Annotated in this window: 12 protein-coding genes; 5 read left to right on the plus strand and 7 right to left on the minus strand. The window is 72.7% G+C overall.

Features of this window, described 5'->3' with window-relative positions; genetic code table 11:
- Window positions 1-44: 44 nt before the first annotated feature.
- The 3 genes from ACWD4B_RS16920 (at window position 45) to ACWD4B_RS16930 (ending at window position 2,862) form a co-directional block, all read left to right on the plus strand.
- Window positions 45-860, plus strand: coding sequence for a DUF4142 domain-containing protein (locus ACWD4B_RS16920; protein WP_451421453.1), 816 nt, complete (start codon window positions 45-47; stop codon window positions 858-860).
- Between the two features lie 108 nt (window positions 861-968).
- Window positions 969-1,757: a thioesterase II family protein gene (locus ACWD4B_RS16925; RefSeq protein WP_451421454.1), complete on the plus strand. Its 789-nt coding sequence runs from the start codon at window positions 969-971 to the stop codon at window positions 1,755-1,757.
- Window positions 1,758-1,806: 49 nt separating this feature from the next.
- Window positions 1,807-2,862, plus strand: coding sequence for a hypothetical protein (locus ACWD4B_RS16930; protein WP_451421455.1), 1,056 nt, complete (start codon window positions 1,807-1,809; stop codon window positions 2,860-2,862).
- 18 nt (window positions 2,863-2,880) lie between these two features.
- Here ACWD4B_RS16930 and ACWD4B_RS16935 read toward each other — a convergent pair whose 3' ends face one another.
- The 4 genes from ACWD4B_RS16935 to lanL all read right to left on the minus strand — a co-directional run bounded on the left by ACWD4B_RS16935 (window position 2,881) and on the right by lanL (window position 9,102).
- Complete coding sequence (locus ACWD4B_RS16935) at window positions 2,881-3,804, minus strand: phytoene/squalene synthase family protein (protein ID WP_451421456.1); 924 nt, start codon at window positions 3,802-3,804, stop codon at window positions 2,881-2,883.
- Between the two features lie 61 nt (window positions 3,805-3,865).
- Window positions 3,866-4,723 carry a helix-turn-helix transcriptional regulator gene (locus tag ACWD4B_RS16940; protein WP_336410899.1) on the minus strand — a complete coding sequence of 286 codons (858 nt, stop codon included), beginning with the start codon at window positions 4,721-4,723 and terminating at the stop codon, window positions 3,866-3,868.
- A gap of 177 nt (window positions 4,724-4,900) precedes the next feature.
- Window positions 4,901-6,133 carry a lanthionine synthetase C family protein gene (locus tag ACWD4B_RS16945; protein WP_451421457.1) on the minus strand — a complete coding sequence of 411 codons (1,233 nt, stop codon included), beginning with the start codon at window positions 6,131-6,133 and terminating at the stop codon, window positions 4,901-4,903.
- A 170-nt stretch (window positions 6,134-6,303) separates the two neighbouring features.
- Window positions 6,304-9,102 carry a class IV lanthionine synthetase LanL gene (gene lanL / locus ACWD4B_RS16950; RefSeq protein WP_451421458.1) on the minus strand — a complete coding sequence of 933 codons (2,799 nt, stop codon included), beginning with the start codon at window positions 9,100-9,102 and terminating at the stop codon, window positions 6,304-6,306.
- 133 nt (window positions 9,103-9,235) lie between these two features.
- On the opposite strand from lanL, the gene ACWD4B_RS16955 reads away from it, so the two are divergent.
- Entirely contained in the window at window positions 9,236-10,849 is a 1,614-nt protein-coding gene (locus ACWD4B_RS16955) for a carboxylesterase/lipase family protein (protein ID WP_451421459.1), read from the plus strand.
- Window positions 10,850-10,940: 91 nt separating this feature from the next.
- Here the strand turns inward: ACWD4B_RS16955 and ACWD4B_RS16960 are convergent, their stop codons facing one another.
- From ACWD4B_RS16960 to ACWD4B_RS16970, 3 genes are all read right to left on the minus strand, one after another.
- Window positions 10,941-12,752, minus strand: a complete 1,812-nt coding sequence (locus ACWD4B_RS16960) for a M4 family metallopeptidase (protein WP_451421460.1) — start codon at window positions 12,750-12,752, stop codon at window positions 10,941-10,943.
- A 276-nt stretch (window positions 12,753-13,028) separates the two neighbouring features.
- The gene (locus ACWD4B_RS16965; RefSeq protein WP_451421461.1) at window positions 13,029-13,478 is read right to left on the minus strand and encodes a gamma-glutamylcyclotransferase family protein; all 450 of its coding nucleotides are present in this window, start codon (window positions 13,476-13,478) and stop codon (window positions 13,029-13,031) included.
- A gap of 47 nt (window positions 13,479-13,525) precedes the next feature.
- Window positions 13,526-14,815, minus strand: coding sequence for a streptophobe family protein (locus ACWD4B_RS16970; RefSeq protein WP_451421462.1), 1,290 nt, complete (start codon window positions 14,813-14,815; stop codon window positions 13,526-13,528).
- 346 nt (window positions 14,816-15,161) lie between these two features.
- Between ACWD4B_RS16970 and ACWD4B_RS16975 the strand changes: the two genes are divergently transcribed.
- Entirely contained in the window at window positions 15,162-16,034 is an 873-nt protein-coding gene (locus tag ACWD4B_RS16975) for a DUF6777 domain-containing protein (RefSeq protein WP_451421463.1), read from the plus strand.
- The last annotated feature ends 10 nt before the right edge of the window (window positions 16,035-16,044 follow it).

The following is a 16,044-nucleotide window of genomic DNA, read 5'->3' on the forward strand; positions in this document are numbered from 1 at the left end:
CGTCGCATCGGCACGCCCCGTCGAGGAATAGGGAGCAGCGAAAGATGCGCATGCCACACCGGGTGACCACAGCGGTTGCGGCCCTCGTACTGGCCGGGGCGTCGGCGGGCACGGCACTGGCCACGGAGTGCCACTACGACGAGGCCTTCCTGAGAAGCTTCCACCAGGCCAACGTGGCCCAGATCCAGGCGAGCAAGGACGCCGTGAAGCACGCGGTGTACCGGTGCACGGTGGACGCCGGCAAGATGATGGTCAAGAACCACGAGAAGCTCGACGACATCGTCCGTGACATCGCCCACCGGCAGGACGTGTCCCTGCCCCGCGACATCCCGGCCGCGCAGCAGGCCGTGATGAAGACACTCAGGGCGAACGCCCGCACCAAGGACTACGACAAGCTGTGGCTGGCGGCCGAAGAGGCCGGGCACATGCAGACGATGACACTCCTCGACGACGAGATCTCCAACGGCCAGGACCGGGCCGCGCGCGAAGCGGCCCGCGATGCGCGGCCGGTCGTCTCCCGGCACCTCGACGTGATCCACGCGTGCATGAAGAAGGCGGACCCGTCCAAGAGGGACACCGCCAAGAAGAGCCCGGCCAAGAAGGGGGCCGGAAAGAAGGGGACCGGCAAGATGGGCCTGGCGAAGAAGAGCCCGGCGAAGAAGGACCAGGTGAAGAAGGACCCGGCGAAGAAGATCCGGGTGAAGGAGCTCACGGCGGCCGAGCCGGCGGACCCGCAGCAGACGACGACGAGCGAGGCCGCCACGCCGGAGGCGGGCACGCCGGACACGACCGGCATGGACGTGGCGAAGCTGAGTGCGCATCACCACCACAAGGGCGGCCACAAGAAGCACCGGCACTGACGCCGTCCGGCAGGGCGGCCGACGGGCGGTTCCCGCCGCGGGCGGGGCCGCCCGTCGCCGTTCCTGCGCGCCTTGACGCCCTTCGAACAGCTCGTGCAGAGTTGATCAGTGAGCACGACCGACGCCGTCATCCGCCCCCGGCCCGTCCCGGACCCCCGCCTGCGCCTCTTCGTCCTGCACCACGCGGGCGCCTCCCACGTCCCCTACCGCGCCTGGGCCGGCCACCTGCCGCCCGAGTGGGAGCTGTGCCTGCTGGAGGCCCCCGGCCGGGGCACCCGCCCCGGCACGCCGGCCCGCACGGCGGGCGAACTCGCCGGCGTCCTCCTGGAGGACGTCCGGCCCTGGACGGACCGGCCCTACGCGGTCTTCGGCCACAGCATGGGCGCCATCGCCGGCTACGAACTGACCCTCGCCCTCCGCGACCAGGGCCTGCCGCTGCCGTGCTGGCTGGGCCTCTCCTCCGCCCGGGCGCCCGAACACCACCCGCGCCGCGACGGACGCCGCTTCGACCTGCCCGACGCCGAACTGCGCTCCGCCATCCTGGAGATGGGCGGCACGCCGCGCGAGGTCCTGGAGGAGCCGGGACTCTGGGGCTACCTCGAGCCCATCCTGCGCGCCGACCTGCAGCTCGTCGACACCTGGCAGCCCCGCACCGGGGCCGCGCCGCTGCCCGTGCCGCTGTCGGTGTTCTCGGGCGCCGCCGACAAGGGCGCCCTGCCGCACCTGATGGACACCTGGGCGGCACACAGCAACCGATTCGTCGGTGCACACGTCTTGGAAGGCGGGCACTTCCACTTCCAGCCCGACCCGTCCGCCCTGATCCACCGGATCGTCACCGACATCCGAGGGAATTCTGTTCCTGGTGGGGAACCATCCCCTGTGGAAGGCACTCTCTGAGGCCGAAGGTGCACAGTCGTACGGACAACTCGCATGCGGGGAGCACGGGATGACGCACAAATTCGCGCAACAACGGCCGTCGTCGGCACTGCGGTCCGCCGCGAGACCGGCCGTGGTCCTGACCGCCGGACTGGCCCTCGTCATGAGCGCGGCCGGAGCCGGACAGGCGGCCGCCGGCCGGGCGGCGCAACCGGGCTGCGGGGCCCTCACCGGCCGGGCGCCCGTGCCCGTGGCCGCGCCGGCCCCCGACATGAAGGCCGTCGGGAACGCCGCACAGAAGATCTCCTACGGCCTGGCGCCCGAACTGCCCATCGGCCTCTGGTCCTCCTCCACCGTCACGCTGCGCACGCCCGTCCGGAAGGGGACGGTGCGGCTGGACGTCGACAGCCGCGGCTTCAGCACCGACTCCCTCGTCGTGCAGCGCTACGTGCCCGCGACCCGCACCTGGACGGATCTCAAGACCGGCCCCGGCGGCGGCAGCGCGCCGACCCACGGCGTGTTCACCTTCCCCGTGACCACGTCCGCGGACGCCCGCCACCCGCAGACGGTGGCCCTGCGGCTCCAGGACCTCGACCGCCCGGGCACGCTCTCCGTCACCGCCTCCGTCGACGACGGCCGCGGCCACACCTACCGGGCCCCGGCCCGCACGGCCACCGCGACCCGCCCGGCGACGACGGTCACGGGCTGGCCGGCCAAGGGCGTCACGCTGACGCGGGGCGGAGCGGCGCGCCCGTTCACGCTGACCGTCAAGAACACCACCGGCCGGACGTATCCGGCCGTCGGCGTCGCGTACTTCGCGTACGGGGCGGGCAAGAGCCACGCCCTGCGCCCGGCCGACCTGGTCGTCCAGCAGTACCGCGCCGGGCACGGCTGGGAACGGATCCCGCTGGTGGCCAACGGCTGCGACCCCGGGATGAGCGCGTCCCTGCGCCCGGCGTCCCGGTCCGTCGCACCGGGGGCGACGGCCGAGTACCGGCTGCGGGTCGCGGTGGCCCGCACCGCCCCGGCGGACGTGGCCACCGGGGAGTCGGGCCTCGCCGTGTCGAACGGCGACCAGTCCTTCTCCTCACAGGAGCTGCCCTTCGCGATCGGCGCGGGGAAGTAGGAGCAGGCCCGGAGCCGCCTACGCCGCGTAGCGCACCCGCCGTGTCCGGCGGTACTCGCCGACGAGTACCGCCAGGGCCGCGGGCGTCGAGGGGCGGGCCGACCCGCGGAGTATGCCCGCCCCCTTCGCCGCCACGGCCTCTCCCGTGAGCAGTTCGATCCGCACCGCCGCGTGCACGAACGGCCGGTGGGCCGGCGCGACGAAGCCGGCCATTCTGCGCCCGGCCGCCAAGTCCTGGCGCGCCGAGTGCAGTTGGCGGGCCAGCAGTGCCCGAACCCCCGGCGTGTCGCGTCCGTCCTCCAGGTCCGTGCGGGTCACGCCGTGCTCGCGCAGCGTCTCCTCGGAGAGGCCCAGGCGCTCGTCCTGCAGGTCCTCTGCCAGGTCGTTGACGAAGTCGAGCCGCTGGCTGCCGTCGATGTAGGAGCGGCAGGCCGCCCGGAAGGCGTCGCTGCGGTCGTCGGGGGCGAGGAGACAGGCGATGAGCATGAAGCCCGGCAGTGAGTAGGAGTCGACGTACTGCCGGTAGTCCTCCTCCGTGGCGAAGCCCTTGAAGTCCAGGTCGGCCGGAGCCGCATCGAGGAAGTCCTCGATGCGGCCGCGCAGTACGGGATACCGGGCGGCGGTGTGCAGCAGCGGGCGGAGCACCGGGTGGCCGGCGGATCCCGTGGCCAGGCCCTCGCGCACCTGCCGCTCCCACTCCGCGTGCCCGGCGATGCGCTCTGCGAGCGGGCGGCCTTCGTCGAGGAGACGGTCGGTGTGGTGCATGAAGGCCGTGGCGGCGACGACGTGCGGCACCAGGGCAGGGGGCAGCAGCAGCCGGGCGGCCAGATAGGCCTGGCGGCGGTATCCGGCCACCAGGACGCGCGCACGCGTGAAGTCGGTGCGCAGTTGCGGGTCGTGGATGCCTGCGGCATCCAGCATCGTGTCCCACGAAGTCATCATCGTTCTTCTTCGTCGTCGTGCCCGGCGGCGGACACCCGCCGGTGCCCGCCGCCGGCCGGGGCTAGGGGAGGGGTACGGCGAGGGAGTGCCTCGTGCCGTACTCCTGCAGGGCGGGCAGTCTGGCCGTCGTCGCGGTGTCCGACGGCATGGAGGTGAACAGCTTCATACCCGGGGACTCCAGGGCCTCCAGCATCACGTAGTCGAACGTGAGGCTGCCGAGCTCGGGGTGCAGGAACTCGCGCTGGGTCGAGTGGAATTCCGCGATGTCGTGTTTGTCCCACCAGTCGCGGAACTCCGGGCTCGTCTCGCGCAGTTCGCCCGTGATGCGTTCCAGGTACGGATCGCCGATGCGCTGCCGGGAGTCCGCCCGGAACTGGGCCAGCAGCGACTGGGCCTGTCCCGCCCAGTCGGCCATCAGGGTGCGCATGCCGGGATCACCGAACGTCAGCCGGATGAGGTTGCGTTCGGCGGCCGGCAGGCGGCCCGGGTCGCCGATGAGGCCGGCCATGGAGCGGTTCCAGGCCACCAGGTCCCAGTTGGCATCGCTGAGGTAGGCCGGATGCGGGTCGAGGGCGTCCACGAGCTTCTGCAGCGCGGGCGTGGGAACAACTGCCGGACAGGGGTATTCCAGCAGGGGCTCGTCGGCCAGCGCGTACAGATGGCGTCGCTCGTCCCTGTTCAGCTGCAGGGCGCGGGACAGGCTCTCCAGGACCTGGCGGCTCACGGTGATGTCGCGGGCCTGTTCCAGCCAGGTGTACCAGGTGACGCTCACCCCCGAGAGCTGGGCGACCTCCTCGCGGCGGAGGCCGGGGGTGCGGCGGCGGGAGCCGCCCGGAATGCCGACGTCCTCGGGGGTGATCCGGGCCCGGCGGGACCGGAGGAACTCCGCTAGAGCGCGGCGTCGTTCAAGGTCAGCCATCAAACCCCCGTCTCGCGAGGGCCGGCGGGGGGTATGGGTGGTGGTCCCGATAGTAGTGGTGTCGATACCAGCATAATCGGTCACTGTACGCGACAGCTTCCCTGGCGGAGGATCAAGAACGTCAGCCCGGGTCCTTCCGCTACAGGGGTGCGGAAGGGCCCGGGGACACAGCCTCCGCTAGGCCAGCAGCAACGCCCGGTCCCAGGTGGGGGCGTTGCCGGTGGTGGCGGCGAGAAGAGCGAGCACCACGCCCGCTGCGCCTTCCAGAAAGCCGGGGCCGCCCTGGACGAACCCGCCGCTGGGATCACCGCATTGTGACAGTTGAACGGTCAGTTCAACTGCAGCCCGGGCGAATTCCGGATCTCCCGTGTCGTGTGCGAACCGCAGCGTGATCTGCAACAGGCCGGCCAGGCCGTGGCACAGGCCCAATGTCGCGCCGGCCGCGCGCCGTGCGGCCGGTCTGCGGAGTGCGGCCTTCACTGCCCGTACCGCCAGGGCGTGCAGGGCCGGATCGTCGAGGGCCGTGCCCGCCAGCCATACGGAACGGGCCACTCCGGGGCTGCCGTAGCACCACGAACTGTGCGGTGCACGAGCGGAATTCGAGGTTCCGTCCACTCCTGCGAGGTCCGGCCAGTCGGGCCCCCAGGCGTCGTCGATCCGCTGCATCAGGAGCCGGTCCACCACCCGGCGGACGGCTTCCTCCTGGCCCGGCACCTGCACACCGTCCGCCATCGCCAGCGACAGCAGCGCCAGGGGGCCGGCCATGCCGTGCGAGAGACCGCAGTTGAGCGCGCCGCGCGGGAACCGGCTGCGCAGCCCGTCGTCGTGCAACGCCTCGACGGGCGTGAACCAGTGCGGCACTCCGGCACGTTCACCGCTCAGCGCCACCAGAGCGGTGAGCACCGCGCGCAGCACCCCGGCCGCTGCCGGGGCGTCCCCGGCCCGGCACAGCAGGTGGGCCCCGGTCCCGGCGAGACCCGAGATCACGTCGAAGGTGCGGTACGGCACGCCGTGAACGTCGCCGGTGCAGCGCGCGGCCTGCCCGGTCACCGTGGCGGCGATCCGTGCGTCCAGGTCCGACAGCAACTCCCGGTGACGGTCCGCCAGGGACCACGCGGCGAACGCCGGTCCGGACAGGCCCCCGTACAGGCCGGGTCCGGTCGTTCCGGTGCTCGCAGCGCCTGCGGCCGCCGCGGTGAGATACCCGTCGGCCATGGCACCCCAGCCCTCCCCGGGCCGGTACGTGTCCAGCTGGTGGTACGCGAGGGCCAGCCCCGCGCCGCCCCTGGCCAGATCGGGCCACACACGGACGGGGGTCGCGCGCGGCGGCCCGGCCAGTGCGGCGACGAGCCGGAGAGCCGCTTCGGCCGGCTCGCCGGACACTGCAGGCGTCCACTGCCTGTCGCCCAAGTCGCCTTCTCCTGCGAAGGGTGCGAAGGGACGGATGAGGGGCCGGTCGTGCCGCTGGCGCCCGCCGCACGACCGGCCGTCGGATGTCACGCTGGTGTCACTGGTGTCAGCAGAAGCGCGTGTAGTGCCCTGTGCAGTAGTCCGTACAGTCGAAGCTGGTGTGCCCGGTGTCACAGCACATCACGGGCTCCAGCGTCAGTTCGTCCGTCTCCGGGAGTTCCTGGAGTTCGAGGACCTGGGTCTCCATGGATCACTTTCCTTTCCGGTCTGTTTCGTCGGTTGTCTTCTCCGCCGGCGGAGGTCAAAGGGGTGTCGGCGAACCAGGAACGGCCGCCGCCGTTCCTGAGCCGCAGAAGAAAGTCCAGTACGCCGGCCGACCCGACGTTGTAACTCGCGCAGACGTCGCGCATCGTGTCGTCCGGCACCACGAGCAGGCCGTCCCGCAGCACGGCCCGGACGAAGACGCAGAGCGCGGACTCGGCCGCCCACCGCCGGTAGTGCTGCTCCCCGGTCGCATCGGCCAGGTCCAGCAGCAACTCGGCGTTGCCCGCGACCCCGTGGCAGGTGCCGGGCGGGAGCCGCCAGCGGTCCCGGTGCACGGCGACGGCCGCCCCGCGGGCATGCTCGCGGAACGTCTGCTCGCCGGTGGCCTGCCACAGGCGTACGAGGAAGGAGCCGACCCCGGAGGTGCCGTTGCACCAGAAGTTCAGCCCCGTGCGTTCGCTGCGGCCCGGCCCCTTCGGCCAGTCGGCGGCCCCGTCGTCGTGCCACTGGGCCACCGCGCACAGGGCGTGTCCGCCGCCCGCCGCCACGTCGACCAGATCCTGGCGGCCGAGAGCGCGGCCCGCGGCGAGCAGGAAGGCGGCGTTCCCGGCCACTCCGTGCCCGTAGCCGTACAGCGCCGAGCCTGCAAGGTCGTTGCGATGCCCGGGGCCGGCGAGCCAGTCCACCCCGCTGTCGGCGCGCCCCGTCAGGCGGATCACCGACTCCGCGCATTCCATGGTCCGTTCGGCGAACCGTTCGTCGCCGGTGGCCTGCCACAGGTGCAGTTGTGCCGTCCCGGCTCCGGCCAGGCCGTGGCAGATGTCCGGGTTGTGCCACCGGAGCGGAATCCGCAGGGCGTACGCCAGCGCCCGGTCCGCCATTTCCTCGTCACCGAGGGTCCGCGCCGCCTCGTACCACGCCCACGCCGCCCCGGAGCGGCCGAAGTACAGACCGGGCAGCACCCGGCCGGGCAGGGCGAGCCGCCCGTCGAGCCACTGGGCGGCCTTCCGCAGAGCGGGTCCGGCCGCATGCCGTCCGTTGCGCACGGCGCGGTCGAGGACGGCCAGCACACCGGCCGCGCCCATCTGGACGTTGCACGGATCCCCGTACGGCAGCGAGAGGGGGCGCGGCCACAGGTATTCGGCGGCCGGATCCATCGTGTCCGACAGGTGGGCCAGCCCGTCGTCGATCAGCCGGTCGACATCGTCGCCCCGCAGCACCGGCCCGTGGGGCACCGGCAGTTCGCCGTGCTCGTCCTGGAGGAACGCGGCCGCCTGCGACAGCGGCCAGCGCTGCCCGGCATCCGCGGTCAGACCGAGCAGCAGCGGGGCGAGCGCCCGGAGCGTCGGATGCGCGGGAGCGGCAGCACCGACGACGGCGGCGATGCGTTCCCCGGCAGGCCGGCCGGGGCCGGGCGAGTCCGGGCACAGGACGGGGTTGATACCGGTGGTGACGTGCAGGAGCGTGGCGCCCAGGCTGAAGCAGTCGGCCTCCGGCCCGGGCACGGGCACCGGCCCGCCGGAGTGCTCGCGCGCCCCTTCCAGGTACTCCGGTGCCGTGAAGCCCTGTGTGCCCGCGACATGGGCCGAACTGCCCGCCTCGGCCGTGCACTCCATGTCGACGAGGACGGGCGAGCCGTCGGCCCGCATCACGATGTTGCCGGGTTTGAGGTCGCGCAGGACCAGGCCCACGGCGTGCACCTCGCCGACGATCCGGGTCAGGTCACGGGCCAGGGAGCGGGCGACGGGCAGCGGGATCCGGCCGTTCCCCTGCTGCAGGGCATCGACGGCCCACTGCTGGAGGCTCGGCCCGTCGATGAGGTCCTGGACGAGGAACACATGCCCTCCGGACTCGAACACGTCCCGTGCGGCCGGGGCGACACCGTGCGGCGCGAGCCGGCGGAGGACGGCCGCCTCATGGCGCAGCCAGTCCCGGGCGTCGCGCCCGTGCAGATCGGCCCCGATGTGCGGCCGGGCCTCCTTGAGCAGCACGTCCTCACCGGCGTGCCGGTCGTGCGCGCGGTAGACACCACCGCGGTTGGAGTGCCGGATCGCCTCCTTGACCAGATAGCGGCCGGCGAGGAGCACGGGTTCACCGCGCCGGCGCCCCGCACGTTCCGCAGCCGCGGCGGGCGGGAACGGCGGCACCGCCCACGGGGGAGGCGAGAACCAGGGGTTCCGCTCGTCCGCCAGCAGCGTGCCGTCGGGCGCCTCCAACCAGCCTTCGTAGAAGCCCTCGTCGTTCAGCTCGCGCGGTCTGCTGAAGCAGCCGTAGCGGTAGTGCACCAGGCTGCCCGCCCGATAGCGCCGGTCCGACAAGATCGCCGGGCCTTGAAGTCCCGCCGTCGCCCGGTGCAACTGCTCGGCCAGGACGCGCAGATGGTCGTCGTCGACGGGATAGGCGGTGAGGAACTTGCCCGACTGCGACCGGTCGGCCCGGACCGCGGTGAGGTCGGCGGCGATCCTCGGGGTGGCGGCGAACTTGAAGGCGCATCCGTGCTCCACGAGCACTCCGGCCGCCTGCTCCAGCACCTGCGGTGCCGAGAGAGGAGTGGCCGACAGGTGCAGCTTCCAGCCCTGTCGGCGGCGGGTGTGCCGGGGCGGGGTGACCATGCACCAGAAGTCCCCGTCCAGCACCTGCCAGGTGGGCGTGAGGCCCGAAGTGTGAAGGATCTGAGCAACGATGTGCCGGTATCCCGATGCCACGCGCACAGAGTGGCACAGCGGCGGATCGGAGGGGAGAGCTCCGTCCTCCCCCGAATCGGGGATGGCGCGGCCCCATCGGTGCCGCGATGCTGGGTGACGTTCCGTGTCCGGCATGCAGGGGAGGAGGGCCTTCGTGTTCCAGCGGAGCAGGTCCCGGTGGCGCAGGCGCGTCGGAGCCGTGGCGGTTCTCGTGGCCCTGTGCGGGTCGACCGGCCTGCCGGCGGCCGCCGGTGCCGGGGGCGGCGGTGCGGAGGACTGCCGGACCGCCACGTCGGAGGGCGCGGTGCAGGGCACGGTTCGCGGCGGCACCTGCGCCTATCTCGGCGTGCCGTACGCCGCCGCGCCCACCGGGTCCCGGCGCTTCCGGCCGCCCGCGCCGCCCGCACCCTGGCGGGGGACGCTGCGCGCCGACGCCGCGAAGTCGCCGTGTCCGCAGGACCTGAGCGACGGGGACGGCCGTGGCGACGAGGACTGTCTCCACGTGAACGTCTGGGCCCCGCGGACGCACGGGGCGCACAGGCCCGTCATGGTGTTCCTGCACGGCGGCGAGAACGTCATCAACAGCGCGAGCGATGCGATGACCGACGGCGCCGCCCTCGCCGCGCGCGGCGACGCGGTCGTCGTCTCGGCCGACTACAGGCTCGGCATCCTGGGCTGGACGGAACTCGGCTCGCTGGACCGCTCGTACGCGGGCTCCGGGAACAACGGGCTGCGCGACGAGGCCGCCGCCCTCGGCTGGGTGCGCGAGCAGGCGGCCGCCTTCGGCGGGGACCCGCGCAACGTCACGGTCTTCGGGCAGTCGGCGGGCTCGGTGTCCATCAACGCATTCCTGGCGGGGGACCACCCGGAGCGGCTCTTCCGCCGGGCCGTCACCGAGAGCGGGCCCGGCTACCTGGTGCACACCCGGCGCTCGGCCGAGTCCGCCGCCCAGCGCGTCTTCACCGTGGGAGGTATCCACCGGGTGGCCGACCTCGACGCGATGGACACCCGGCAGATCCTGGAGCTCCAGCGCACGGCTCGGGCAGCGGCGCCGGGGCTGGCCGGCGCGGTCTTCTTCGGGCCGTACGTGGACGGTTCGCTGGTGCCCGGCCAGGTGCTCGACCGCGTCGCGGCGGGCAGCGCCCGGAACGTCGACGTGATGACCGGCAGCAACACCAATGAGTCGGACTTCTGGGCCCTGTTCCAGCCGGACGTCCTCAAACTGCCGCTCAGCGCCTACAAGGTCTTCCCCACCCCGCTCGCGGCGCGCAAGCAGCAGATGTACGACGTCTACGCCGCCGACCGCCCGGGACTGGCCGAGGGCCGGGTGGTGAACGCCATGCTCACCGATCAGATCTGGCGGATCCCCTCGGTACGGCTGGCGCAGGCCCAGTCCCGCTGGCGTCCCTCGTACGTCTACCAATTCGACTGGCACGTGCCGTACGCGAAGGGCGTGCCGGACGCGCAGAACCTGGGCGCCCTGCACCAGTTGGAGCTGCCGTTCGTCTTCGGCACGCTCGACCTGGGCTGGATCCCGCGCGGCAAGGAGACCCTCGCGGCGCAGCGGCCGGAACTCACCCGGCTGTCGCAGGCGATGATGGACGCCTGGTCGTCCTTCGCCCGGACGGGCGACCCGGGTTGGCGCGCGTACCGGGGCACGGACCGCGCCACCCGCATGTGGGACTTGAATCCCGTGGTGCGTAGTGCACCACGGGACGAGGAGCGTGCCTTGTGGGACGACTACGCGTTTCCGGCGTGGGACTCCTGAACAGAAACCCCGCGCCCCGTAAGGGGCGCGGGGAACTGCGCGATCAGCCACAGACGGCCTGCAGCCGACGGACCACGCTTCCAGCGGAGCGTCAGCGCTTCGCGTTGCCCTGCGGCGCATTGTCCGCGGTCACGTTGACCGCGGCCCACGCCTTGTCGACGGTCTGGTACTCGGTGCTGCCCTGACCGTAGATGTCCGCAGCCGCCTGCAGCGTGGCAGTCCGCGCGTCGTGGAAGTCGGAGCTGGAGACCAGGTACCGGGTGAGCGCGCGGTAGAAGATCTGCTCGGCCTTGTCGCGGCCGATGCCGGTCACGGTCGAGCCGTCGGAGGTCGGGGAGTCGTAGGCCACGCCCCCGATGGTCTTCTGGCCGCTGCCCTCGGCGAGCAGGTAGAAGGCGTGCGAGGAGACGCCCGAACCCGCGTGCACCTCACGGTCGTAGGAGCCGCTGTCCCAGTAGTCGACGGTGCCCTCGAGCTTGTCGAGCGAGGGGTGGTCGAGGCGGCGCAGGAAGGTCTGCTCCAGGCCGAGCTTCTCGCCGATCAGGTAGTTCGGCGGGTTCTGCGGGTTGTTCGTCTTGAACTCCACGGCGGTGCCGAAGATGTCCGCGAACGACTCGTTGAGGGAGCCCGCCTCGCCGAACTGGTTGCCCCGCGCGTCGGTGCGCGTGGGCTGGAAGTTGGCGGTGGCCTCGACCACGCCGTGGGTGAGCTCGTGACCGGTGACGTCCAGGGCCACCAGCGGCTGCTTGAACGTTTCTCCGTCCCCGTCGCCGTAGAGCATGCAGGAGCAGTCGGGCGACCAGAAGGCGTTGCCCACGTTGCTGCCGAAGTGGACGAGCGCGTGCGGGCCGGCGCCGTCGTTCTTGATGCCGTTGCGGCCGAAGACGCTCTTGTAGTAGTCGAAGGTGCTGGTGATGCCGTACTGGGCGTCCACCGCAGCGGTGTTGACGTCCGACGTGGTGCCGTTGCCCCACTTGTTGTCGGTGGTCGTCAGCTCCTTGCCGCTGGCGAAGGCGTTCAGCTCCTTCGAGCCCGCGTCACGGGTCTCGGTGTTGCCGCGCGAGGGGTCCTTCAGGGTGAAGGAGTTCTGGCCGGTCTGCGTGGTGAGCAGGGGCACGGTGCCGACGAAGAACGAGGTGCCGCTGCCGGTCGCCGGGGCGGGGAAGCTGCCGGCCGTGGGCCTGGAGGGCTTCTTCGCCGGGGTCCTCGCGCCGAGGCTCGGGGCGGCCTGCTGGCCCAGGTCGCGGAGCTTTGCCTGGAGCTGCGGGGAGATGAAGCCGTCGGTGAGCGGGGTGTTGCTGAGGACCTTGCCCGAGGCGGCGTCGACGACCACCGAATGGGCGCTGCCGGCCTCGGCGTTGCGGCTGCCGGTGACGGTGACCTGGTAGGCCAGCACGCTCTTGCCGTCGCGGGCGTCGATGACCAACTGGGCGGAGCCCGCGGTGCCCTTGGCGGAGTCGGCGGCCTTGGCGGCGGCCTCGTGGGCGGCCAGCTTGGGCTTGACCGTGGGGACGGAGACGTCGTGGCGGACCGCGCGGCTCGCGCCGACGTACTTCTGCTGGGCGTCGAGGTGGACGACGATGTCGCCACCGATCACCGGAACGCCCTTGTGACTGCGCTCGAAGCGGACGTGCCGCTTGCCCTCGGGGTCGACGAGGGAGTCCTTGACGGTCAGCGTGTCGGCCTTGCTCACACCGGTGGCTCCGGCGTGGGCGAAGGCCGCGGCGCGGGCCGCCTTCACGAGCTGGGTCTCTGCACTGCCGGTGGGCCGGGCCGAGGCCGTGGTCACCTTGGCCGCGGAGGCGGACGAAGGGGTGGCCGTGGCCGTGCCCGCCATGGTCGCCGCCGCGACGACTGCGACGGCGACGGTGACTATTCGTCTGTGTGTGGGGGTTGTACGCATTGGTTCTGCGCCCTTTGTCCTGGGCGGTCCGGGCAGGCCCGGACGCGCGCAATGCACGGGGTGCCGTCACATCGGCACCACGGGGACCTGTGGTCCCGCCGAGGACAATGCCGGGTTGGCATGCGCATGAAAAGAGGGAAAGGGCGACCTGTCCGGACAGTTGATCAACTGTTAACAAAGGACCAACAGCCCGTAACGAGTGGGCAACTTCCCGTTCCGCTGCACCCCAAGACGGGTCAACCTCCCGGAGGGTTGCCGTCGTTCAGGAAGTGATCACTATGTGAGATGCGGCCCCGGCCAACTGCCGCCCGGCACGGGCGTGCCCGCCGCGCGCAACCCCCGGGCCACCCGGTCCGCCGCCAGATAGACCCAGGCGCGGACGGTCTCTGCGGTTTCATCGGAGCCGGTGAGCTGCACCTCGCGCTCGACCCGGTCGTAGAGGCTGGCGGCGGGATCACCCGGAACGTGATCCTCCAACGCGTCGAGCGCGGCGAGCACATGGCCGTAACCGGCCGGCGCGAGCGTGACCAGCTCGCCGAACACCTCGCCCGCGGGATCGGCCACCGCGTACGGATAGCCCGGCCCCTCGTACAGCACCGCACCGCGCAGCCGTGCGGGCCGGACGGCGGTCGTGCGGCCCCGCAGGAAGAGGTCGTGGTTGCGCTGGCCGGGGCGCAGCGTGCCGTAGACGAAGACGGGCAACTGCCGGTGGTCCTGCGGGGTCACGTCGGAATCCCTTCGCGTACGCGGCACCGGAATCGCTCCGTCCGGTGTCAGGGACCGGCGCCCTCCCCCTCCACCTCCTCCTCTGCCTCCTCCTCAACTTTCCCCCGTCTGCGAACCCGTACCGCGAACAGCCCCCCGAGCACTCCCGCCACGAGCCCCCACAGCACGCCCAGCCCCACCAGGTGCAGCAGGCGTGCGTGCAGCCGCACTTCGCCGCTGCCGAAGTCGCCCAGGTCGCCGAGGCCCAGCAGGGACAGCCCGTAGCGGGCCGAGACCTTCGTCAGCAGGCCCACCACCAGCAGCGTCACGGCGAGGGCCGCCGCCAGGTGCACCGCGTGCTGCCAGGGCCGCGTCCGTGCGGGCGCGCGCACCGCCGCCAGGAATCCGGCCGCGAGCAGGGCGAGCACGGCGAGGGCGACCAGCAGCCAGGCCCGGCCGTCGTGCTCGGCCAGTGTGGTGGCGTTCACCGTGGCCTCGCGGCCGTGCGGCTCGCGCAGGACCGCCGCGAGGGCGGCCGGCATCGGCATGCCGATGCCGGCGGGCACATGCCCCGTCCAGGAGCCGCCGAGCCCGACGCCGAACGCCATCCAGGCCAGGTTCGGCAGGCCGAGCAGCAGCACCGCGCAGGTCTGGGTGCGGTGGCCGTGCGTGAAGAGGGTGACCACGCCGACGACGAGGCCCAGCGCGACGTAGGCCAGCAGCACGGTGAGCAGCGCGAAGGCGGCGGGCCGGATCGCGTCCTGGAACGGCAGCAGCCGCGGGGGCAGCGGAGCCCGTCGGGACGCCGCGAGGGCCACGGCGAGCAGGACCAGCAGCCACAGCAGGCCGAAGCCGAGAGTGGGGGCGAGGGCGGCCCGGAAACCCACGGCCGGGGTCACGCCCAGCGCCTCGCCGATGTCGTTGACGATGCCTCCGCCGATCCGCAGCGTGAAGGTGTGCCGGGCGGCCCGCGCGAGCAGCAGCAGGACCAGCAGCCACAGCACGGCCGTCCGGGCGACCCGGCCCAGCAGCTCCGCCCCGCCCGCCACCGCCCGGTGCCGCAGCGGGCGCAGGAAGACCGCGCCCGTCGCCAGGGCCCAGGCCAGCGTCACCGACAGCGGCACGGCCGTGAGCTCCGCGGCGGTGTGCCCGAAGAAGCCCGCGCCGCCGGTCAGTTCCACCGAGCCGCCGACGGCCGAGACCATCGTGGCGGCGACCACCGCGGGAAAGGCGCCACCGGGCAGCCCGTCGGCGCCCGCGGCCCACAGGCCCGCCGCGGCGACGGCCGCCATCGCGACCGTCCCGGCGGCCACGGCCGCGAGCGCCTCGCCCCAGGCACGCAACGGTCCCGGGCTCATGGTGTCTCCGTCCTCTCCCGATGCGGGTGCGGCCAACCTATGCCCGGTACGGGGCGGGCACCCGTGGGCGAGGGCTGTCGGGGGATTCCATCCCCGGCCACGGCGCCCCGTAAGGGGCGCGGGGAACTGCGCGACCAGCCACCGACGGCCTGCAGCCGACGTAGCACTCCAGGGGTCCGGGGTGCAGCCCCGGGACGTCGACTGCGGGCGCGTCGTGGCCGATCGCGCAGTTCCCCGCGCCCCTTACGGGGCGCCCCGCTTGCGGGCCGCGCAAAATGCGGCATCAATCATGAATGCGGTACAAAGCAGAATGAACCGGCTCCAGTACAGGAGATGAGACACGGCCGTGTCGTCCGAACCGCCGTCAGCACCCCGCCTCCCCGGCCGCACACCGTGGTGGCGGTCCAGGACCGCCATCGTCACGGGCGTGCTGCTGGTGGCCGCCGCCCTCGCCGTCTGCTTCCTCCGCCAGGGCGGCGGCTCGGGAGAGGTCTTCCTGCAGGCCGCCTCGGCCGACGGTCAGGACCCCTTCACCCGTTCGACGGCCCGCAGCACCGGCCGGTACGCCTCCGTGATGGACGACGCCGGTGCCGCCGCGGCGGCCGGCGCCTCCCGCAGCCTGCCGGGGGCCACGCCCGGCCTCTACGCGGGCACCCGCAACGCGGCCGGCTGCGACGTCGAGCAGCAGATCGGCTACTTCACCGAGAACCAGGGCAAGGGCCGCGCCTTCGCCGGCGCGGCCGGCATCGACCCGGACGCCATCCCCGCCTACCTGCATGGCCTCACCCCCGTCCACCTGCGCGCCGACACCCGGGTGACCGACCACGGCTACAAGGACGGCTCCGTCACCAGCTTCCAGTCCGTCCTGCAGACCGGCACCGCCGTCCTGGTCGACGACCGGGGAACACCCCGGGTGCGCTGCGCCTGCGGCAACCCGCTGGGCCCGCCCGTCGCCGTCCAGGGCACGCCCCGGGCCCGGGGCGGCACATGGGGCTCCTACGACCCGGCGAAGGTCGTCGTCGTCACGCCCGCCGAGTCGGTCCTGGATGCGATCGTGATCCACGACCCCGCGAACGGCGAGTGGTTCGAGCGCCCGGTGGGCAGCAGCGGCGACAACGACAGCCGGGCGACAGCGCCCAAGGGCGGCCTGCCCCCGGGCCCGCCGCACCCGCACGCGCCGTCACCCGCGGACCGCTCCTCCGCAGGCCGGTCCCACTGAGCCGCGGGCC

This window comes from Streptomyces sp. NPDC002536, from assembly GCF_053594995.1.

What these genes read in the sequence shown, in the direction of transcription:
- ACWD4B_RS16970 (WP_451421462.1), bottom strand. Translation starts at nt 14,815, where the DNA reads ATGAGCCCGGGACCGTTGCGTGCCTGGGGCGAGGCGCTCGCGGCCGTG.
- ACWD4B_RS16935 (WP_451421456.1), bottom strand. Translation starts at nt 3,804, where the DNA reads ATGATGACTTCGTGGGACACGATGCTGGATGCCGCAGGCATCCACGAC.
- ACWD4B_RS16920 (WP_451421453.1), top strand. Translation starts at nt 45, where the DNA reads ATGCGCATGCCACACCGGGTGACCACAGCGGTTGCGGCCCTCGTACTG.
- ACWD4B_RS16940 (WP_336410899.1), bottom strand. Translation starts at nt 4,723, where the DNA reads ATGGCTGACCTTGAACGACGCCGCGCTCTAGCGGAGTTCCTCCGGTCC.
- ACWD4B_RS16960 (WP_451421460.1), bottom strand. Translation starts at nt 12,752, where the DNA reads ATGCGTACAACCCCCACACACAGACGAATAGTCACCGTCGCCGTCGCA.
- ACWD4B_RS16930 (WP_451421455.1), top strand. Translation starts at nt 1,807, where the DNA reads ATGACGCACAAATTCGCGCAACAACGGCCGTCGTCGGCACTGCGGTCC.